At 73.4% G+C, this 20,016-nt stretch carries 15 protein-coding genes; 7 read left to right on the top strand and 8 right to left on the bottom strand.

Annotated elements, in window-relative coordinates; translation table 11 throughout:
• Positions 1-973, bottom strand: a 973-nt coding sequence (locus ACME2J_RS14205) for an HpcH/HpaI aldolase/citrate lyase family protein (RefSeq protein ID WP_495545582.1), incomplete at its 3' end; no start/stop codon positions are given.
• A gap of 69 nt (positions 974-1,042) precedes the next feature.
• On the opposite strand from ACME2J_RS14205, the gene ACME2J_RS14200 reads away from it, so the two are divergent.
• A complete protein-coding gene (locus tag ACME2J_RS14200) occupies positions 1,043-1,564 on the top strand; it encodes a MaoC family dehydratase (protein WP_495545581.1) in 522 nt (173 codons plus the stop codon).
• 52 nt (positions 1,565-1,616) lie between these two features.
• On the opposite strand, the gene ACME2J_RS14195 is transcribed toward ACME2J_RS14200, so the two are convergent.
• Positions 1,617-3,215, bottom strand: coding sequence for a spermidine synthase (locus ACME2J_RS14195; protein ID WP_495545580.1), 1,599 nt, complete (start codon positions 3,213-3,215; stop codon positions 1,617-1,619).
• A gap of 174 nt (positions 3,216-3,389) precedes the next feature.
• Between ACME2J_RS14195 and ACME2J_RS14190 the strand changes: the two genes are divergently transcribed.
• Both ACME2J_RS14190 and ACME2J_RS14185 read left to right on the top strand, forming a co-directional pair.
• Positions 3,390-5,183, top strand: coding sequence for a phosphoenolpyruvate carboxykinase (GTP) (locus ACME2J_RS14190; RefSeq protein ID WP_495545584.1), 1,794 nt, complete (start codon positions 3,390-3,392; stop codon positions 5,181-5,183).
• Positions 5,184-5,255: 72 nt separating this feature from the next.
• Positions 5,256-9,935, top strand: a complete 4,680-nt coding sequence (locus ACME2J_RS14185) for an NAD-glutamate dehydrogenase domain-containing protein (protein ID WP_495545579.1) — start codon at positions 5,256-5,258, stop codon at positions 9,933-9,935.
• Positions 9,936-10,010: 75 nt separating this feature from the next.
• Here the strand turns inward: ACME2J_RS14185 and ACME2J_RS14180 are convergent, their stop codons facing one another.
• On the bottom strand, positions 10,011-10,580 hold the full coding sequence (locus ACME2J_RS14180; RefSeq protein WP_495545578.1) for a hypothetical protein: 570 nt from the start codon (positions 10,578-10,580) through the stop codon (positions 10,011-10,013).
• 70 nt (positions 10,581-10,650) lie between these two features.
• Between ACME2J_RS14180 and mobA the strand changes: the two genes are divergently transcribed.
• On the top strand, positions 10,651-11,280 hold the full coding sequence (gene mobA / locus ACME2J_RS14175) for a molybdenum cofactor guanylyltransferase (RefSeq protein WP_495545577.1): 630 nt from the start codon (positions 10,651-10,653) through the stop codon (positions 11,278-11,280).
• Here the strand turns inward: mobA and ACME2J_RS14170 are convergent.
• On the bottom strand, positions 11,267-13,069 hold the full coding sequence (locus tag ACME2J_RS14170; RefSeq protein WP_495545576.1) for a cytochrome c biogenesis protein DipZ: 1,803 nt from the start codon (positions 13,067-13,069) through the stop codon (positions 11,267-11,269). The genes mobA and ACME2J_RS14170 overlap by 14 nt on opposite strands.
• Before the next feature lie 54 nt (positions 13,070-13,123).
• The gene (gene moaA / locus ACME2J_RS14165) at positions 13,124-14,119 is read right to left on the bottom strand and encodes a GTP 3',8-cyclase MoaA (protein WP_495545575.1); all 996 of its coding nucleotides are present in this window, start codon (positions 14,117-14,119) and stop codon (positions 13,124-13,126) included.
• 23 nt (positions 14,120-14,142) lie between these two features.
• Here moaA and ACME2J_RS14160 point away from each other — a divergent pair, with 23 nt between their 5' ends.
• The gene (locus tag ACME2J_RS14160; protein ID WP_495545574.1) at positions 14,143-14,634 is read left to right on the top strand and encodes an Rv0361 family membrane protein; all 492 of its coding nucleotides are present in this window, start codon (positions 14,143-14,145) and stop codon (positions 14,632-14,634) included.
• Between the two features lie 148 nt (positions 14,635-14,782).
• Here the strand turns inward: ACME2J_RS14160 and ACME2J_RS14155 are convergent, their stop codons facing one another.
• The 3 genes from ACME2J_RS14155 to ACME2J_RS14145 are packed head-to-tail and all read right to left on the bottom strand — an operon-like array spanning position 14,783 to position 17,870.
• A complete protein-coding gene (locus ACME2J_RS14155; RefSeq protein WP_495545573.1) occupies positions 14,783-14,935 on the bottom strand; it encodes a hypothetical protein in 153 nt (50 codons plus the stop codon).
• Complete coding sequence (locus tag ACME2J_RS14150) at positions 14,932-15,894, bottom strand: ArgK/MeaB family GTPase (protein ID WP_495545572.1); 963 nt, start codon at positions 15,892-15,894, stop codon at positions 14,932-14,934. The genes ACME2J_RS14155 and ACME2J_RS14150 overlap by 4 nt, the downstream gene beginning before the upstream one ends.
• On the bottom strand, positions 15,891-17,870 hold the full coding sequence (locus ACME2J_RS14145; RefSeq protein ID WP_495545571.1) for a methylmalonyl-CoA mutase family protein: 1,980 nt from the start codon (positions 17,868-17,870) through the stop codon (positions 15,891-15,893). Before ACME2J_RS14145 ends, ACME2J_RS14150 begins: the two co-directional genes overlap by 4 nt.
• 228 nt (positions 17,871-18,098) lie before the next feature.
• On the opposite strand from ACME2J_RS14145, the gene ACME2J_RS14140 reads away from it, so the two are divergent.
• Both ACME2J_RS14140 and ACME2J_RS14135 read left to right on the top strand, forming a co-directional pair.
• Positions 18,099-19,004 (top strand): hypothetical protein, encoded by a 906-nt coding sequence (locus ACME2J_RS14140; protein ID WP_495545570.1) that lies wholly within the window; start codon positions 18,099-18,101, stop codon positions 19,002-19,004.
• Positions 19,005-19,171: 167 nt separating this feature from the next.
• The gene (locus ACME2J_RS14135) at positions 19,172-20,014 is read left to right on the top strand and encodes an MBL fold metallo-hydrolase (RefSeq protein WP_495545569.1); all 843 of its coding nucleotides are present in this window, start codon (positions 19,172-19,174) and stop codon (positions 20,012-20,014) included.
• Positions 20,015-20,016: the final 2 nt, after the last annotated feature.

The raw sequence follows: 20,016 nt of genomic DNA, 5'->3' as shown, positions 1-20,016 counted from the left end.
CGTCCTGCATCTTGCCGTCGATCATGTGGACGCCGCGGCCGTCGGGGATCGCCTCCAGCACCTTCTTGGCGAACTTGACCTCGTCGACCGGCGGGCTGAACACCTTCTTGGCGATGTCGATCTGGACCGGGTGCAGCGACCAGGCGCCGACGCAGCCGAGCAGGAAGGCGGCGCGGAACTGCGCCTCGCAGGCGGCGACGTCCTTGATGTCGCCGAACGGGCCGTAGAAGGGGAGGCAGCCGTTCGTCGTGCAGGCGTCGACCATGCGGGCGATCGAGTAGTGCCACGGGTCCTGCTGGGCGGTGATGCGGGTCTGGCCCTCGACGATCGAGCCGTCCTCGTTCAGCTCGGGGTCGGACATCGACACGTAGCCCGGGTGGCCGCCGCCGACGCGGGTCGTCTTCATGCGCCGCGACGCGGCGAGGTCGGCGGGCCCGAAGCTCATGCCCTGCATGCGCGGGGACGCCGCGGCGATCTCGTCGACGTGGGCGACGCTCTGCGCCGTCTCCAGGATCGCGTGGACGAGGAGCGGCTTCTGCAGGCCGGCCTTCGCCTCCAGCTGCGCGAGGAGCCGGTCGACGTAGTGGATGTCCCACGGGCCCTCGACCTTCGGGACCATGATGACGTCGAGGCGGTCGCCGATCTCGGTGACGAGCGTCGTGAGGTCGTCGAGGCACCACGGGCTGTCGAGCGCGTTGACGCGCGTCCACAGCTGAGCCTTGCCGATGTCGACCTCCTTGCCGGCCTTCACGAGGCCGGCGCGGGCCGCCTCCTTGCGGTCGACCGGGACGGCGTCCTCGAGGTTGCCGAGGACGATGTCCGCCTTCGCGGCGATGTCCGGCAGCTTCGTGAGCATCTTCTCGTTGCTCGCGTCGAAGAAGTGGATCATCCGCGACGGCGGGAACGGGATCTCCGTGACCGGATCCGGGGCGCCGACGCAGAGAGGCTTGAGGAAGTCGCGGGGGCTGCGCATAGGCGCGGAACGCTATCGCCCGCGCCGGGACGGCACCGGCCCGGTCGATGCGGCACCATCCCCGTTCCTATGAGCGAGAACTTCAGCACCGACCAGGCGACGCGCGAGGCGACCGGGGCGCACAGCTACGGCCGCTACTTCGAGGAGTTCGAGGAGGGCGCGACCTACCAGCACTGGCCTGCGAAGACGGTGACGGAGGCGGACGACCACCTCTTCTGCCTCATCACGATGAACCACCATCCGCTCCACATCAACGACGTCTACGCGAAGCAGTCCCAGCAGGGCCGCAACGTCGTCGTGGGGCCCTACGTGTACTCGCTCGCCCTCGGCATGACGGTCTCCGACATCTCCGGCAAGGCGATCGCGAACCTCGCGACCGAGGAGCTCTCGCACCCGAACCCCGTCTTCCACGGCGACACGCTCTTCTGCGAGACCGAGGTGCTCGAGAAGAAGGAGTCGCGCTCGAAGCCCGACCGCGGCGTCGTGAAGGTCCACACCCGCGTCCGCAACCAGGACGGCGTCCTCGTCGCCGAGTTCAAGCGCCTCGTCCTCGTCCCGAGGAAGACCCCGGGCGAGGCCCCCGCGGCCTGAGCGGCCCCGGCGGACGCCCCACGCGGGCGTCCGCCCACCGGCGCCCCGCGCCTCAGCGCCCGTCGTCCTCGAGCGGGACCGCGTCGTCCCCGGTCGCGTACTCGACGATCGACGTGTCGATGAGCCACTCGACCGGCGCGCGGTCGTCGGTGTAGACGCTGCCGCCCTCCAGCGGCGCCCCGACGAGGTCGGCGGTCCGCAGCCGCAGCCCCTCGAGGTCGGGGTGGACCCGCGCCTCGAGCAGCCTGCGCGCGCTCGGCGCCCGCGTCATCGACGCGACGAGGAGCGTGTTCTCCGCCTCGACCGGCACCCGTCGCACGTGCGGGAAGACCTCCCGCATCGTGCGGGTGAGCGTCCGCTCGAGGTCGTCCTGGTCCGGCGGGTGCCCGACGTTGACGACGACGGCGCCGCCGGGCGCCAGCCGGTCACGGGCGAGCTCGAAGAACTCGACCGTCGCGAGGTAGAAGGGGATGTAGGGCTGGCGGTAGGCGTCGACGCCGATGAGGTCGTAGTCGCCCTCGCTGCGGCGCAGGAACGGCCGGGCGTCCTCGGTGTGCGTCCGCAGCCGCGGGTTCGCGTCGAGCTCGAACCACTTCCGCCCCAGCTCGGTGACGTCGCCGTCGATCTCGACCCCGTCGATCTCCGTGCGGGGGAAGTAGCGGCCGTACGCGCGTGACACGGTCCCCGCGGCGTTGCCGAGCATCGCCATCCGCCGCGGCGGCGCGTCGAGGGCCGTGAGCGGCACGGTGAGGTAGCCGTCCCACACCCCGTCCGTGAGCACCGTGTCCGGCTCGTAGACCGAGTGGACCGCCTGGCCCTCGTTGAGCTCGAGCGTGCGGCGGTCGCCCATCTCGACGACCCTCATGTACTGGTACGAGGAGTCGCGCTCCTCGAGCACCCGCGCGCCCGCGGCATCGGCCGGCTTCGTCGCCCCGGGCGGCAGGAGGAGGAGGCCGGCGAGGACGGCGGGCACGGCCGGCGCCCAGCGCGGCATCCCCGCGCCGATGCCGGCGACGGCGCCCAGCGCGAGCGCGAAGAGGAGGAACGACCGCTGCGTGCCGACGAGCGGGATGAGGACGAGGGCGGCGAGGAAGACCCCCGTGAGCGACCCGACGGTCGACAGCGCGTAGAGCCGCCCGGCGACTTCCCCGGAGCGCGCGAGGTCGGTGATCGAGAGGCGCAGGGCCCACGGCGTGATCGTGCCGAGGACGAAGACCGGCGCGGCGATGAGGACGAGGATCCCGACGAACGAGCCGACGAAGGCCCCCGCGTCGATCTCGTCGAAGGCCTCGACCGCGAGGTCGAGGAAGGGCCCGGAGACGAGCGGCACGAGCGCGACGAGGCCCGCGGCGAGCAGGACGGCGAGGCGCAGAGCGCGCTCGCTGGGATGCCGGTCGGCGAGCCTCCCGCCGTACCAGTAGCCGACGGACAGCGCGACGAGGACGATCCCGATCGTGTTCGCCCAGATGATCGTGGACGCTCCGAAGTACGGGGCCATGAGCCGGGCGGCGGCGATCTCGGTGCCGAGGCTCGCGACGCCCCCGAAGAACACGATGAGCGGGAGCCCGCGGCCGGGAGGGGCCTGGGTGCGAGGGGGCGCCGCCGGCGGGGTCGGAGGCGCCGCCGGGATCTCGCCGTCGGCGACGGACATCGAGCGAAGGGTGACAGCCGCGCGCAGCCGGAGCGGCGCCATCCTGGACGACATCCCGGCGCCGCGTCACCCGTCGCTCGCCGGGTCGAATCACTACCCTTCGCCGAATCCCGGGCGCCGGTTCGGATCCGCCCGCGAGGCCATCAGCGAAGCAGGAGCGCAGACGTGAGCGAGATGACGGTGCCGACGAAGAACCAGAAGCTCGAGACCTGGGTCGATGAGGTAGCCGCCCTCGTCCAGCCGGACGCCGTCCACTGGTGCGACGGATCCGCGGAGGAGTACGACCGCCTCTGCCAGCAGCTCGTCGACGCCGGCACGTTCCGTCGCCTCTCCGACGCGAAGCGCCCGAACAGCTACCTCGCCTGGACCGACCCGTCCGACGTCGCCCGTGTCGAGGACCGCACGTACATCTGCGCGGCGACCGAGGAGGAGGCCGGGCCGACGAACAACTGGCGCGACCCCGCCGAGATGCGCGAGGAGATGAACCGCATCTTCGAGGGCGCGATGCGCGGCCGCACGATGTACGTCGTGCCGTTCTCGATGGGCCCCGTCGGCTCGGACAAGTCCCAGATCGGCGTCCAGCTCACCGACTCGCCCTACGTCGTCGTGTCGATGCGGATCATGACCCGCATGGGCCAGAAGGCCCTCGACGTCCTCGGCGAGGACGGCGAGTTCGTGCCCTGCATCCACTCGATCGGCGCGCCGCTCGAGCCGGGCGAGGAGGACGTCACCTGGCCGACGAACGCCGACACGAAGTACATCGTCCACTACCCCGAGACCCGCGAGATCTGGTCCTACGGCTCGGGCTACGGCGGCAACGCGCTCCTCGGCAAGAAGTGCCTCGCCCTCCGCATCGCCTCGGTCATGGCGCGCGACGAGGGCTGGATGGCCGAGCACATGCTCATCCTCAAGATCACCTCCCCCGAGGGGAAGGTGAAGTTCGTCACGGGCGCCTTCCCGAGCGCGTGCGGCAAGACGAACCTCGCGATGCTCGTCCCGTCGCTCCCCGGCTGGAAGGTCGAGACGATCGGCGACGACATCGCCTGGATGAAGTTCGGCGACGACGGCCGCCTCCACGCGATCAACCCGGAGGCCGGCTTCTTCGGCGTCGCGCCGGGCACGAGCACGAAGACGAACCCGAACGCGATGGCCACCGTCGAGCGCGACACGATCTTCTCGAACTGCGCGCTCACCGACGACGGCGACGTGTGGTGGGAGGGCATGACGAAGGAGCCGCCGGCCCACCTCGTCGACTGGCACGGCAACGACTGGACGCCGGACTCCGAGAGCCCGGCCGCCCACCCGAACGCGCGCTTCACCGTCAGCGCGGCGCAGTGCCCCTCGATCGCGCCGGAGTGGGAGGACCCCGCCGGCGTGCCGATCGACGCGTTCCTCTTCGGCGGCCGCCGCGCGAGCGTCGTCCCGCTCGTCCGCGAGGCCTTCGACTGGGAGCACGGCACGTTCCTCGGGGCGACGATGAGCTCGGAGATGACGGCGGCGGCCTTCGGCACCGTCGGCCAGCTCCGCTTCGACCCGTTCGCGCAGCTGCCGTTCGCGGGCTACAACGTGGGCGACTACATGGCCCACTGGCTGAAGCTCGGCAAGCAGGCCGACCCCGAGAAGCTGCCGCGCATCTTCTACGTCAACTGGTTCCGCAAGGACGAGGACGGCAAGTTCATCTGGCCGGGCTTCGGCGAGAACGCCCGCGTCCTCGAGTGGATCTTCCGCCGCTGCGACGGCGAGGCCGAGGCGGTCGAGACGCCGCTCGGCCTCGTCCCGAAGGCGACCGACCTCAACCTCGACGGCCTCGACATGAACGCCGAGGACCTCGAGGAGATCCTCGCGGTGGACGCCGAGCAGGTGAAGGAGGAGCTGCCGCAGGTCGAGGAGTTCCTCGCGAAGTTCGGGGACCACCTCCCGTCCGAGATGCGCGCGCAGCTCGACGCGCTCAAGGCGCGCCTCGGCTGATCGGCTCGTCGCGGGCCGGTCACCGGCCGGCCCGCGCGATTCGCCTCCCCGACTCCGGGTAGGCTCGCGCGCATGGACGAGTCGCTCACGTCCGCGGTCGTCGCGAGCGCCGAGAAGAGCGGCGTCGACCGCGACGTCGTCCTCCCGTTCGCCGAGCGCTACCTCCGCCGCCGGGCCGCTCCCGCGGACGAGGAGCCCGACGCGGTCGCGGCCGAGGTCATCCACGTCTTCCGCCTCGCGGACGATCGCGGGTCGGCGCCGAGCGCCGTGCGGGCGAGCACGCCGACGCTCCGTGACGACGGCTACGAGACCGGCGGGAGCGTCGTCGAGACGAACACCGAGGACCTGCCGTTCCTCGTCGACTCCGTCGTCGCGGAGGCCGAGGCGAGCGGCGCCGCGGTCGAGGCGCTCAGCCACCCGATCGTCGGCGTCCGGCGCGACGGCGGGGGACGGATCGTCGAGACCGGAGATCCGTCCGGCGGCCTCCCGCGCGAGTCGGTCATCCACATCGCCCTCGACCGCCGGCTCACGCCGGAGCAGCTCGCCGCGCTCGAGGACGGGGTCGGAGACGTCCTCGCCGGGGTGCGGCGCGTCGTCGCCGACCACGCCGCGATGCGCGAGGCGGTCCTGCGCACCGCCGACGAGCTCGCGGCGAGCGGGGAGGACGAGTCCGAGGCGGCCGAGTTCCTGCGCTGGATCGCCGACGAGCACTTCGTCCTCCTCGGCCACGCCGCCGCGGACGGGACGACGCTCGGCCTCCTCGGCGCCGACTGCCCCGCCGGCGTCGGGGCCGAGGAGATCGGGCCCCCGATCGGCGCGGACGAGGGGCCGCTCCTCGTCCGCAAGAGCGGCGCCCGCTCCCGCGTCCACCGCCGGACGCGCGTCGAGGAGATCCGCGTCGCCCGCCCGTCCGGAGGCGAGGACGTGCTCGTCGGCCTCTTCACGAGCCGCGCCCACGGCGAGCCCGCCTCCCGCGTCCCCCTCCTGCGTCGCAAGCTCGAGCGGATGCTCGCCGACGAGGACCTCGTCACCGGCTCGCACGACTGGAAGGCCGCCGTCGCCCTCTTCGAGTCCTTCCCGAAGGACGTCCTCTTCTCGACGCTCGAGACGGACCTCAGGAGGCTCGTCGTCGCGATGCTCACGCTCGCGCCGTCGACCGTGCGCGTCCTCGTCCGCCGCGAGGAGGACGAGCGGCGCGCCTCCCTGCTCATCGCCGTGCCCCGCGGCTCCTACGACGCGGGCGTCCGGGACGAGATCCGGGACCTCGTGCGGCGCCGCTCGCGCGCGCAGCACATCTCGATCGACGAGGTGGTGGGCGAGAACGACCACGTCCGTCTCCACGTCTTCGTGCACTCCGACGAGGGTCTCGCGACGCTCGACGAGCGGGCGCTCGAGACGGAGGTCGAGGCGCTCGCGCGGACCTGGGAGGACCGGATGCGCGATGCGCTCGTCGCCGCGCACGGCGAGGAGCGCGGGCGGCTTCTGCACGCTCGCTGGACGGCGCGGCTGCCCTCCTCGTACGCGGTCCGCATCGACCCTGCGGCCGCCGTCGCAGACGTCACCGCGCTCGAGGAGCTGCGGCGCCGGTCGCAGCGGCTCGCCGTCCACCTGCGCACCGAGGAGAGGCCGGACGGCGAGGCCCTCACGCGCATCACGGTCGTCCGGGTCGGCCCGAAGGCCGAGCTCTCCGCGATCATGCCCGTCCTCGAGGACCTCGGCCTGCGCGTCGTCGAGGAGCGCCCCACGCTCCTCGTCGGCGGGGACGAGACGTGGCTGCAGGACTTCGGCGTCCTCGGGCCCGACGACCGGCCTCTCGACCTCGACAGGTGCGGCGACCGCGTCGGCACGACGGTCGCCGCGGTGCTCCGCGGAGAGACCGAGAGCGACGCGCTCCACCGGCTCGTCGTGCTCACCGAGCTCTCCCACGACCGCCTCGAGCCGCTGCGGGCCTACCGCCGCTACCGGCAGCGGATCGGGTCGCGCTACACCGAGGACCACCAGAACGAGGTCATCGCGCGCAACGCCGACCTCACCGAGCGCCTCGTCGAGCTCTTCGAGATGCGGTTCGACCCGTCGCGGCCGATCGACGAGGCGGCGGAGGCGACGCTGCGCGAGGACATCGCGGCGCGCCTCGACGCGGTCGTGTCGCTCGACGACGACCGCGTCATGCGCAACCAGCTCGCGGTCATCGACGCGACGCTGCGGACGAACGCCTACCGTCCCGGCCGCGGCGCTCTCGCGTTCAAGCTGCAGAGCGCGCGCGTCCCCGCGCTCCCGCAGCCCGCGCCGTTCGTCGAGATCTACGTGAGCGGGGAGGACGTCGAGGGCATCCACATCCGCGGCGGGCGCATCGCCCGAGGCGGACTGCGCTGGTCCGACCGCCAGGACTACCGCACCGAGGTGTGGGGCCTCATGCGCGCGCAGATGGTGAAGAACGCGGTCATCGTCCCGACCGGGGCGAAGGGCGGGTTCTACCTCCGCCACCCGCCGGGCGAGCGCGACGCGCTCCGCGCCGCGGTGCGCGCCGGCTACGAGGCGTTCATCCGCGCTCTCCTCGACCTCACCGACGACCGCGACGGCGACGCGGTCGTGCCGCCCTCGGGCGTGCGTCGCTACGACGACGACGATCCGTATCTCGTCGTGGCGGCGGACAAGGGGACGGCGACGTTCTCGGACCTCGCCAACTCGATCGCGGAGGAGCGCGGCTTCTGGCTCGGCGACGCGTTCGCCAGCGGCGGGTCCGCCGGCTACGACCACAAGGCGCTCGGGATCACCGCCCGCGGGACGTGGGAGTCGGTGCGGCGCCACTTCTCCGAGCTCGGGATCGACCCGGAGGCGGAGCCGGTCACGGCGGTCGGGATCGGCGACATGGGCGGAGACGTCTTCGGCAACGGGATGCTCCGGTCGCGGACGCTGCGGCTCGTCGCCGCCTACGACCACCGGCACATCTTCATCGACCCCGACCCGAGCGACCCCGAGGCGAGCTTCGAGGAGCGCCGCCGGCTCTTCGAGCTCGGGCTCGCCGGCTCGCCGACCTCGTGGGACGACTACGACCGCTCGCTCATCAGCGAGGGCGGAGGCGTCTTCCCGCGCACGGCGAAGCGCATCGAGCTCACCGACGAGATCCGGGAGGCGCTCGCCATCGACCTGCGCGAGGTGACGCCGCACGAGCTCATCCGCGCCGTTCTCCGCGCTCCGGTCGATCTCCTGTTCAACGGCGGGATCGGCACGGTCGTGAAGGCGCGCGAGGAGTCCGACGCCGACGCGCAGGACCGCTCGTCGGACGGGATCCGCGTCGATGCCGCCGACCTGCGCTGTCGCGTCGTCGGCGAGGGCGGCAACCTCGGATTCACGCAGCGCGGGCGGGTCGAGGCCGCCCAGCACGGCATCCTCATCAACGCCGACTTCATCGACAACTCCGCCGGCGTCGACTGCTCCGATCACGAGGTGAACCTCAAGATCCTCCTCGGGCTCGCGGAGAAGGACCCCGACGACGCGATGGACCGCGACGAGCGCAACGCGCTCCTGCGCGAGGTCACCGAGGACGTGACGGCGGACGTCCTCGGGAACTCCTACCGGCAGGCGCAGATCATCACGCGGGAGGCGCGCTCGTCCGCGCGCGAGCTCCTCGCCTACGAGGACCTCATGCTCGAGCTCGAGCGCACCGGCCTCCTCGACCGCCGGCTCGAGCGTCTCCCGTCCTCCGACGAGCTCGCCGAGCGACGCGCCGCCGGACAGGGGCTCGTGCGTCCCGAGCTCGCCGTCCTGCTCGCGCTGAGCAAGCAGCACGTCACGGACGCCCTCCTCGACGACCCGGTCATCGACGATCCCGCGTTCGGCGCGGATCTCCGCGAGTCGTTCCCCGCCGCCGTCCTCGCGCGCGTCGGCATCGAGAAGGTCGACGCGCACCCGCTGCGCCGGGAGCTCATCGCGACGCGCGTGGCGAGCGACGTCGTCGACCACCGCGGCCCCACCTTCGTCGCGCGCCGCATGGCCGAGCTCGGCGTCGCGCCCGCCGCGGTCGTCCGCGGAGAGCGCATCGCCCGCGACGGGCTCGCCGCCGACCATCTCCAGGCGGCGCTCGAGGAGCAGGACCTCCCCGCCGACCTGCGCTGGGAGGCGATGGACCTCGTCGACTGGGCGGTGCGGGCGGCGAGCCGCTGGGTCCTGCGGCACGCGCCCTCCGCCGAGATCGGCCCGGCCGTGACGGCCGCGATCGAGGCCTCCTCCGTCATCCGCGACGACGTCGCCGGAGTGCTCGGGGAGGAGCGGGCGCGCGGCCACGAGGAGCGGGCGACCGCGCTCGACGATCGCGGCCTCGACTCGGCGCTCGCCAGCGACGTGGCGCTGCTGCGCGAGCTCGTCCACGTCCCCGCCCTCGTCGAGCTCGCGACGGCGACCGGACGCGACGTCGCCGCGGCGACGCAGGCCCTCGTCGCGGTCCAGGACAAGCTCTGGCTCGGTGCCCTCCACGGCGCGGTCGCCGGCGTCGCGTTCGCGGGGCGCGCCCAGCGCTGGGCGGCGAAGGCGGTCGACGACGAGCTCGAGGACCTCGCGATCGGCCTCGCGGCCGCCGCGCTCGACGAGCACCCCGGCTCCCCGCCCGCCGAGGCGGTCGAGGAGCTGCTCGCCGCTCGGTCCGTCGCCGTCGGCCGCTTCGCGTCGCTGACGCGGCTCGTCGCCTCCGAGGGGACGGACCTGCCGGGCCTCTCGCTCGTCGTCCGCCGGCTGCGCGACATCGCCGGCGGTTGAGCCGGAGCCCGGGGCCGGCGCAGGGCCCGTCCGCCGGGCGTCGGGGCCGGTGGCTGCCGGCGCCCCGGCCGACCGTCAGTGGGGGTCGTTGCCGCCGGCCGTCGCGGCCGGAGGACGGGACTCCTCGGCGAGCGAGGTGATCGCGAGCGGGCCACGTGCCGCCGACTCGAGGACGTCGCCCGCCTCCTCCGCCGAGCGCGCGTAGAGCTCGACGAGGAGATGGACGACGATGAGGCGGTTGTCGTCCTCGTGCTTGTGGAAGCGGACGTGCGTGAAGAACTCGCGGGTCCCGTAGTCGCCGAACGCGGCGTAGGAGAGCGAATCGGCGGCGTCGGGGCCGGTGCACGTCTCGACGTCGTCGGTCTCGACGGTGACGGTGCACGAGGCGACCCACGGGGTGCCGGCGACCATGCGCTCCCAGCGGTCCTCGATCGCCTCGACGCGGCCGGCGGCGAACGCGAGGTGCGGCTGGTCGTGCATGCAGTCGACGCACTGCACGACGGCCTCCTGCAGCTCCTCGACGGCCTCCGCGCGCTCACCCGTCTCGGGGTCGATGCGGTGGACGCCGTCGTAGTGCATCTGCACCTCGAGCTCGGTCGACCAGCAGCGGTAGCAGCGCAGCCAGGGGCGGGGATCGGACTCCATCCTCACGATTCTAGGCGCGCCGCCCCGCGAGCCGGGCCACGGGGCCCGCGCGCGTCGATAGGGTCGCCTGGTGCCCCGTGGGACCCCGACCGACCGACAGGACGCCGTCGGCGTCGTGCTCGCCGGGGGCCTCGCCCGCCGGATCGGCGGCGACAAGGCCGCCGTCGCCCTCGGCGGCCGTCCGCTCCTCGCGCACGTCGTGGACGTCCTGCGAGAGGTGTTCTCCGATGTCGCGGTCGTCGCGAAGCCGGACACGACGCTGCCGGTGCTCGACGTCGAGCCCGCGCTGTGGATCGAGCCGCGGCTCCCGCGCCACCCGCTGAGCGGCGTCGTCCATGCGCTGCGCTGCGCGCAGGGCCGCGCCGTCTTCGTGTGCGCGACCGACCTCCCGCTCCTCGACGCGGGGACGATCCGCGCGATCCTCGCCGCCGACGACGGGGGGAGGCCGATCGTCGCCGCCCAGGCGGAAGGCCGGCTGCAGCCGCTCTGCGCCCTCTACCGGCCGGAGGCTCTCGCCGGCCTCGCGACGTTCGATCCCGAGGAGCCCGCCACGGCGGCGGTGCAGCGCGTCGGGGTGCGCACCGTGCCGATCCTCGATCCGACGCCCCTGTTCAACGTGAACACGCCCGACGAGCTCCTCACCGCGGCGGCGCTCCTCGACGGCCGCGGGGGCGTCGAGGACGGCCTCAACCGAACGTGAACGCGTAGGCGCTGACCCCCTCGTCGAGCGAGAGCGTGAGGTCGTGCTCCTCGGGGCGCGGCGCCGAGACGAGGTGGTAGATCGTCTGCGCGCCGACGCGGACCCGGCCGCCGCGGACGTCATCACCCGCCCGTGCGGCCCGGATCGGGCGGCCGTCGAGCCGGACGCGGACGTCGGCGGCCGCGGAGTCGGGCGTGCTCATGACGAGGTACACGTCCTTGCCGAAGACGCGTCCGCGGACGGTCGCCTCCCGCACCGCCGTGCTGCGCTCGCCGTCGACCCGCCACGTCCCGCCGAGCGTGAATCCGCTCGGGGGCAGGTCGCCCGGTGCGACCGGGTCGTAGCGGCGCGTGCCGGCGGTCGGCGGCGTGCCGACGAACCGCTCGGCGCGGTCCGCGCCGAGGTAGGTCTCCGGCGTCGCGCGCCGCGACGGGTCCGCGCCGCCGCCGACGCCGGCGCGGCCGTCGATGCCGGTCGTCCCGGACTCGGCGAGCAGCGCCCGCACCGCGGCCTCGGTCTCCTGCTCGCCGCCCTCGCCGAAGTGCGTGTAGCGGACCTGTCCATCGGCGTCGATGAGGTACTTCGCCGGCCAGAAGCGGTTGCCCCAGGCGTTCCACGTCGCGTAGTCGTTGTCCTGGACGATCGGATGGCGCAGGTCGGACCGCTCGATCGCGGCGGCGACGTTCCCGGCGTCCTTCTCGAACGCGAACTCCGGGGTGTGCACGCCGATGATCGTGAGGCCGTCGTCGCGGTAGGCGGCGTGCAGGGCGCGCAGGCCGGGGAACGTCCGGATGCAGTTGATGCAGGTGTACGTCCAGAAGTCGATGAGGACGACACGTCGCTGCGCGCGCAGCTCGGCGAGCGTGAGCGGACGGTCCCCGGGGGTGTTGAACCACCGCTGCGTCCCGACGAGCTCGGGGGCGCGGCCGAGGCGCGGGAGACCGGACGGCGGGCCGGCGGCGACGGCTCGGCCCCGGCCGGCGGGGAGGGTCGTGAGCGGCCGCGTCGCCGCCGAGGCGCGGGCGCCCGCGGAGTCGAAGCGCGGCGCGCCGCGCAGGTCCTGCAGACGCGCCTCGACGGCCCCGGACTCCTCGAGCCCGGCGGTCGGCGTCACGATGCTCTGCGGCAGGCCGTCCGCGATCGCGGTCTGGAAGCGGAGGTCGAGGTCGAAGGTCATCGAGACCGCGGTGAGGACGAGCACCGCGCCGAGCGCCCTCTGCACGACGGGGCCGCGCAGGCGCGCGTGCGCGGCCCCGGCGAGGCGCCGGCCTCCGAGCATGACGGCGAGGAGCACGCCCGCGGATCCCGCGGCGTAGCCCAGGGCGACGGCGACGGTCGAGGCGCTCGCGGCGCTCACGGCGATGACCGCGGCGAGCACCGGCCCGGCGCACGGGGCGTAGAGGAAGCCGAGCGCTCCGCCGACGAGCAGGCCGGAGCCGAAGCCCTCGCGCCCCGTCGGGGCCTGGGGGGCGAGCCGGGTGAGCCGGGAGAGCCGCGCCTCGACCGCGTCGGTGGCCCGCGGCACGATCACGACGAGCCCGAAGGCGAGCAGGGCGACGATCGCGAGCGTCCTCGTCGCACCGTCGCCGAGCCCGACCCCGTCGACGAGCTCGGCGAGCCCGACGATCGTCACCGTGAACGTCGCGGCGAGCCCGAGGACGATCCCGAGGGGCCGGCGGCGGCCGCCCGTGGCGCCCGCGGCGAGGAGCGCGGGGAGGACCGGGAGCACGCACGGGCTCAGCGCCGTGCCGGCGCCCGCGACGACCGCGACGAGGGTGAGGAGGAGCATCGGCCCCAGTGTCCGTCCTGGGGCCTTGCGAGAGGATGAACGAGCGCCGGCGGCTCAGCCGCCGATCGCGCTCATCGAGCGGGCCGGCTGGACGAAGCCGGGCTCGTTCACGCGGTGCTTCAGCTCCTTGCGCCAGACGGCCTCGCGGATGAGCGTCGCGAGGGAGTCGTCGTCGACGCCGTCGCGCAGCGGGGCGCGGAGGTCCGTCTCGCGCAGCGAGAAGAGGCAGGTGCGCAGCTTGCCGTCGGCGGTGAGGCGGATGCGGTTGCAGTCGCTGCAGAAGGGCTCGCTCACCGGGTTGATGAAGCCGATCTTCCCGACGCCGTCGGCGAAGCGGTAGACGCGGGCGGTCGCGCTCGGCTCGCGCGGCTCCTCGACGAGCGGATGGACGGCGTCGATCATCTGGCGCAGCTCGTCCCCGGTGAGGACCTGCTCCGGCGTCCACGTGCGGTCGGCGTCGAGCGGCATCCACTCGATGAACCGCACCTCGTAGTCGTGCTCGCGGGCGAAGCGCGCGAAGGGGAGGACCTCCTCCTCGGTGAAGTCCCGCAGCGCGACGGCGTTCACCTTGATGGGGTGCGCCTCGGGGAAGGCGGCGAGCGCCTCGAGCCCGGCGAGGACGCGAGGAAGCGCGTCGCGGCGCGTGAGCTGGAAGAAGCGGTCGCGCTGGAGGGAGTCGATCGAGACGTTGAAGCGGTCCACGCCGGCCTCGACGAGCGCGGCGGCGTCGCGCTCGAGGAGGAAGCCGTTCGTCGTCACGGCGAGGTCGTCGACGGTCTCGAGCGCGGAGAGCATCGCGGCGAGCCGCGGGAAGTCCCGCCGCACGAGAGGCTCGCCGCCGGTGAGCCGCACGTCACGGACGCCCATCTCCCCGAGGACCCGCACGAGTCGCGTGATCTCCTCGAAGGTGAGGACGTCGTCGCGCTCGAGCCAGGGCAGGCCCTCGGCGGGCATGCAGTACTGGCAGCGGAAGTTGCAGCGGTCGGTGACGGAGACGCGCACGTCGCCGATGCGGCGGCCGTGCCCGTCGACCAGCGGCTCTCGCTCCATGCGCCGACTGTACCCTGCCGCACGTGCTGGACACACGCCGTCTCCCCCCGATCCTCCGTCGTGCTGCCGTCATCGTCGCTCTCGGCGCCGCCGCGACGCTCGCTGCGTGCGCCGACGATTCGGACGAGGACGCGATTCGCGAGACCGTGCGCAGCTTCGCGCAGGCGACCGAGGACAAGGACTACCAGGCGATCTGCGACGACCTCATCGCCGAGGAGCTGAGCGAGAGCGTCGAGTCCGTCGGCCTGCCGTGCGAGGCCGCTTTCCGGCAGGGGCTCGAGGAGGTCGAGGAGCCGACGCTCGAGATCGAGGACATCACGATCAACAAGCGCCAGGCGCTCGTCCGCGTCACGACGGGCGCGAAGGGGCAGCCGGAGTCGCGCGACAGCCTCCAGCTCGTCCTCGAGGGGGGCGAGTGGAAGATCAGCTCGCTCGCCGAGGCCCAGCCCCCGGCGCCGACGCCGCGCGAGCGTGAGGGGGAGGAGGCCGAGAGCGGCTCCTCCGACGGCGGCTGACGGCCGCGGACATCCGTCCACGGCGCTCCCGAGCGGGGGGAGGGGTGCCGATGGGTCCTCGACGCCGCGACGCGGAACGTCGACCGCAGGTCCGCGCGAGCGCCCCGCGACCGTAGACAGGCCGCGGGGCGCCATCGCGCCGCGCGGCTCAGGGCCGCTTGAGCAGGATCGCCACGAGCGTCGCGGCGAACGCGATCTGCCCGAACGTGAGAGCCGTGCCGAGGTCGACGGCGCCCGCAAGCTCGGCGACGAGCGTCGCGACGACGACGGCGAGGAGGAGGAGCAGCGCCTCGAGCCTCATGCGTCGGCCCCCGCGCGGTCCTCGAGGAGCGTGATGAGGGCGGGCACGTCGGCCCCGGGCTCCTGGGCGGCGAGGAAGCGCTCCGCCTCGCGCCGGCCGCCGGCGGCGCGCAGTCCGCGCTCCCCATGCTCGACGACGAAGTCCGCGAGCGCGCTCGCGCGGCGCGCGGCGATGCGGCGCTCCGGGACGTCGAGGCTCGCGCGATGGGCGTCGAGCGCGTCGACGAGGTCGTCCATGCCCTGGACGGGGCTCACCGACGAGACGGCGACGACCGCCGTGTCGCGCGAGCCGATGGCGCGCAGCGCGGAGCGCAGGTCCCGCATCGCGCGGGTCGCGACGTCGCCGAGGTCGAGCTTGGTGACGACGAGCACGTCGGGGACCTCCATGATGCCGGCCTTGAGGAACTGGAGCGCGTCGCCGGAGCCTGGCTGGACGACGACGGCGACGGTGTCGGCGACCTCGGCGACCTCGGTCTCGGACTGCCCGACCCCGACGGTCTCGATGACGACGACGTCGAAGGCGGCGGCAAGGGCGTGGGCGGCGGCGCGCGTCGCGGGGGCGAGCCCGCCGAGGCGCTCGCCCGCCGCCGTCGAGCGGATGAAGACCTGCTCGTCGGACGGGTCGAAGGCGATGCGGGCGCGGTCGCCGAGGAGCGAGCCCCCCGAGCGCTTGGAGGAGGGGTCGACGGCGAGGACCGCGACGGACCGGCCGCGCGAGCGCCACTCGCGGACGAGCTCGGAGAGGAGCGAGGACTTGCCGGCGCCCGGTGGCCCGGTCACGCCGACGACGTGCGCGCGGGCCTCGCCGCCGAGCGCCGCGGGGGCGACGGCGCGCAGGAGCGCGTCGATCTCGTCCTTCGCGGCGGGCGAGCGGTTCTCGACGAGGTTGAGCACAGCGGGCGCCGCCGTGAGGTCCCCGTCGCGGAGCCGCTCGCCGAGCTCGGTGCCCGAGGGCGTCACGCGGGAGCCGCGACGCCGTTCGCGTCGGCGACGACCCCGACGATGTCGCGCATGATCGCCGTGAGCGCGAAGTCCTTGGGCGTGTACACCGCGGCGACGCCCGCCTCTTTGAGCGGCGCGACGTCGGCCTCGGGGATGATCCCGCCGACGACGACCGGCGCCTCGACGCCCTTCTCGCGCAGGGCGGCGATGACGTCCGGGATGAGCTCCCGGTGCGATCCGGAGAGGATGGAGAGGCCGACGACGTGGACGCCCTCCTGCAGGGCGCTCTGGGCGATCTGCGACGGCGTGAGGCGGATGCCCTCGTAGACGACGTCCATGCCGACGTCGCGGGCGCGGACGGCGATCTGCTCGGCGCCGTTGGAGTGCCCGTCGAGACCGGGCTTGCCGACGAGGATCTTGATGCGGCGGCCGATCGCCTCGCTGACGCGGTCGACCTCGTCGCGGAGCGGGGCGAGGTCCTCCGCGGGCGCGCCGGCCGCCTCGCCGACGCCGGTCGGGGCGCGGAACTCGCCGAACGCGTCGCGCAGCGTGTGCGCCCACTCGCCGGTCGTCGCGCCGGCGCGGGCGGCGGCGATCGTCGCGGGCATGATGTTCTCGTCGGACTGGGCGACGCGGGCGAGCTCGGCGAGGGCCTCGTCGACCGCCCCCTGGTCGCGCTGGGCGCGCCACTGCGCGACGGCCTCGCGCTGCTGGGCCTCGGTCTCCGGGTCGACGACGAGGATGCCGCCCTCCGCGTCGGAGGTGAGCGGCGACGGCTCGGTCTCCTCGTACTTGTTCATGCCGACGACGATCTGATCGCCGGCCTCGATGCGGCGGATGCGCTCGCGGTGGCTGTCGACGAGCGCGCTCTTCATGTAGTCGACGGCCGCGACCGCGCCGCCGTGCTCGGCGACGACCGCCATCTCCTTGCGGGCCCCCTCGAGGAGCTCGGCGACGAGCTCGTCCATCACCTTCGAGCCCTCGAAGATGTCGGGGTACTCGAGGAGGTCGGTCTCGTAGGCGAGGACCTGCTGGATCCGCAGGGCCCACTGCTGATCCCACGGGCGGGGGAGGCCGAGGGCCTCGTTCCAGGCCGGGAGCTGGACGGCGCGGGCGCGGGCGTTGCGGCCCATGGTGACGGCGAGCGCCTCGAGGACGATGCGCTGGACGTTGTTCTCGGGCTGAGACTCGGTGAGCCCGAGCGAGTTGACCTGGACGCCGTAGCGGAAGCGCAGCTGCTTCTCGTCGGTGACTCCGTAGCGCTCGCGGCCCAGCTCCTCCCAGAGGACGCCCATCGCGCGCAGCTTCGCGTGCTCCTCGACGAAGCGCACGCCGGCGTTGACGAAGAACGAGATGCGCCCGAAGACCTTCCCCATGAGCTCCTCGTCGACGCGCTCGCGGACGGCGTCGAGGACGGCGATCGCGTTGCTCATCGCGTAGGCGATCTCCTGGACGGGCGTCGCGCCCGCCTCCTGCAGGTGGTAGCTGCAGATGTTGATCGGGTTCCACTTCGGGACCTCGGTCACCGTGTAGGCGACCATGTCGGCGATGAGCCGCATCGAGGGGCCGGGCGGGAAGGCGTAGGTCCCGCGCGCGAGGAACTCCTTGATGATGTCGTTCTGGGTCGTCCCCTGGAGCTTGTCCTGGGCGATGCCCTTCTCCTCCGCGGTGACGATGTAGAGGCCGAGCAGCCACGCGGCCGTCGCGTTGATCGTCATCGACGTGTTCATCTCGTCGAGCGGGATGCCCGACATGAGGGCCTCCATGTCGCCGCGGTGCGCCACCGGGACGCCGACCTTGCCGACCTCGCCCTTCGCGAGCTCGTGGTCGGGGTCGTAGCCCGTCTGCGTCGGGAGGTCGAACGCGACGGAGAGGCCGGTCTGCCCCTTCGCGAGGTTCGAGCGGTACAGCGCGTTCGACTTCTCGGCGGTGGAGTGGCCCGCGTAGGTGCGCATCATCCACGGACGGTCCGGCTGCGGCAGGCGATGGGACATGGGGCGGATTCTAGGGCGCGCCGGTCCCCCCGGACGGGCGGGTGGGGCAGGCGCGGCGCGAGCGCGCTGCGGGGGTGCCCGGGGCGCACCGCGGGGCGCACCCCGGGCGCACCTCGCGGCGCGCCTCGAACGTCGATCGTCACCCCCGCGGGGTCGAACGTCGATCGTCACCCCTCCCACGGGGTGCACATCGACGTTCGACGGTTCGAGGGGGAGAGATCGACGGCGGTGGCGCTCAGGGAGGGCATGGTGCACAGCGACCTCCGGCGGCTCGCCGCCGCCCAGGACGACGCCGTCGCGGTGTGGCAGCTCGCGCGCCTCGGCTGGTCCACGAAGCAGATCGAGTGCCGGACCGCGGGGTACCGGCGCATCTTCGACGGCGTCGTCCTCCTCACCAGCAGCGCCCCGACGAAGCGCCAGCGCCTGCGGGCCGCGACGCTCACCACGCCCGACAGCGTCCTCAGTCACGCCTCCGCCGCCGATCATGCCGACTTCCGGCCGGCCCCGAGGGACATGCGCCTGACGATCATCGCCCGGCCCGGGGACGGCGGCCCCGAGGAGTTCGACGATCTCCTCGTCACGCGCTCGACCGTCCTGCGGCCCGACGTCATCGAGCTGCGCGACGGCCTGCCGACGACGACCCCGGAGAGGACGCTGCTCGACCTCGCCGGCTCGAGGCACTTCGGTGAGACGGATCTGCGCAAGTCGACGCGGGAAGCGATCCGGCTGAAGCTCGTCACCTGCGCCTCACTGCTGCGCGCATGCGACAAGCACCCGCGCCGTCGCGGGACGTCGCGTGTCAGGAAGCTCGCGGAGCGCTACGCCCGCCTCGGGATCGAGCGGGCGAACAGCCCGGCCGAATCGCTCGCGATGGAGCTGATCGACGAGTGGAAGCTGCCGCTGCCGCGCCTCAACCACACGGTGGCGCGGGCCGAGGGGGACCTGTACTTCGACGAGCTCGAGCTCGTGATCGAGCTGCACGGCCCCCAGTGGCACCGGCTCCGGGACGGCGACGCCCGCAAGGAGCTGGCATGGCGGCGCGCGGGCCTCCGGGTCCGGCACATGCACACCGACGACGTCTTCGACCGCCCCGAGGTGCTGCGAGCGCACATCCTCGATCACATGCGCCGGTGAGCGCCGCGGGGCCGGCCGGCGCGTCGCGGCGGTCCAACGTCGATCTGCACCCTCCAGACGGGGTGCAGATCGACGTTCGAACCGCTGGGGGTGCAGATCGACGTTCGAGGCGCGCCCCCCGCCCCCACACCGCGCCGCGCCGGCGGCCCTCGATAGCCTCGCGGCCCATGACCGAGATCCGCGAGCTCGACGTCGTCCACATGGGCGTGCCCAAGTCCGTCTGCTGCTTCGCCGTCGGCGAGGACGCGCTCGTCGACCCGGGGCCGGAGATCGCGCACGCGACGATGCTCGAGGCCCGCGGCGCCGAGGTGCCGGCCCCGTCGCGGATCCTCCTCACGCACATCCACTTCGACCACGCCGGCGCGACCGGCCGGCTCGTCCAGAAGTGGCCCGACGTCGAGGTCTGGGTGCACGAGAAGGGCGCGCCGCACCTCATCGATCCCGAGCGGCTCGTCAGCAGCGCCCGTCGCATCTACGAGGACGACTTCGACCGGCTGTGGGGCGAGGTGATCCCGGTCCCCGAGAGCAACGTGCGCGTCCTCACCGGCGGTGAGCGCATCGACGGCTGGCGCGTCGAGTACACGCCCGGGCACGCCAAGCACCACGTCGCCTACCTCCACGAGGAGACGGGGACGGCCTTCACCGGCGACGTCACGGGCGTGCGGATCGGGAAGGGCCCGACGCTCCCGCCGACCCCGCCGCCGGACATCGACGTGGAGCTGTGGCTCCAGTCGCTGGACGTCGTCGACGGCTGGAGCCCCGATCGGCTCGCGATCACGCACTTCGGGCTCCACGAGGACGTCAAGGAGCACATCGCCGACCTCCGCGACACCCTGCCGCGACTCGCCGAGGCCGCGCGCGACACCGACGTCGCCGGGTTCGCGGAGCGGCTCCGTGAGCTCATCCGCGAGAAGGCCGGGGGCGACGAGGAGGTCATCGCCGCCTACGAGGAGGCGATCCGGCCGGAGACGAACCATGCGGGCCTCGCGCGCTACTGGTCGAAGCGTTAGCC

The sequence above is a fragment of the Paraconexibacter sp. genome, from assembly GCF_059438195.1.
Note: the sequence above shows the minus strand (reverse complement) of the source record. Positions and strands in the feature narration are given on the sequence as shown.

Bases quoted from the DNA above. Each gene is read 5' to 3' on its own strand.
- ACME2J_RS14200 (WP_495545581.1), top strand. From the start codon at position 1,043: ATGAGCGAGAACTTCAGCACCGACCAGGCGACGCGCGAGGCGACCGGG.
- ACME2J_RS14155 (WP_495545573.1), bottom strand. From the start codon at position 14,935: ATGAGGCTCGAGGCGCTGCTCCTCCTCCTCGCCGTCGTCGTCGCGACG.
- ACME2J_RS14195 (WP_495545580.1), bottom strand. From the start codon at position 3,215: ATGTCCGTCGCCGACGGCGAGATCCCGGCGGCGCCTCCGACCCCGCCG.
- moaA (WP_495545575.1), bottom strand. From the start codon at position 14,119: ATGGAGCGAGAGCCGCTGGTCGACGGGCACGGCCGCCGCATCGGCGAC.
- ACME2J_RS14180 (WP_495545578.1), bottom strand. From the start codon at position 10,580: ATGGAGTCCGATCCCCGCCCCTGGCTGCGCTGCTACCGCTGCTGGTCG.
- ACME2J_RS14135 (WP_495545569.1), top strand. From the start codon at position 19,172: ATGACCGAGATCCGCGAGCTCGACGTCGTCCACATGGGCGTGCCCAAG.
- ACME2J_RS14190 (WP_495545584.1), top strand. From the start codon at position 3,390: ATGACGGTGCCGACGAAGAACCAGAAGCTCGAGACCTGGGTCGATGAG.
- ACME2J_RS14170 (WP_495545576.1), bottom strand. From the start codon at position 13,069: ATGCTCCTCCTCACCCTCGTCGCGGTCGTCGCGGGCGCCGGCACGGCG.
- ACME2J_RS14185 (WP_495545579.1), top strand. From the start codon at position 5,256: ATGGACGAGTCGCTCACGTCCGCGGTCGTCGCGAGCGCCGAGAAGAGC.
- ACME2J_RS14145 (WP_495545571.1), bottom strand. From the start codon at position 17,870: ATGTCCCATCGCCTGCCGCAGCCGGACCGTCCGTGGATGATGCGCACC.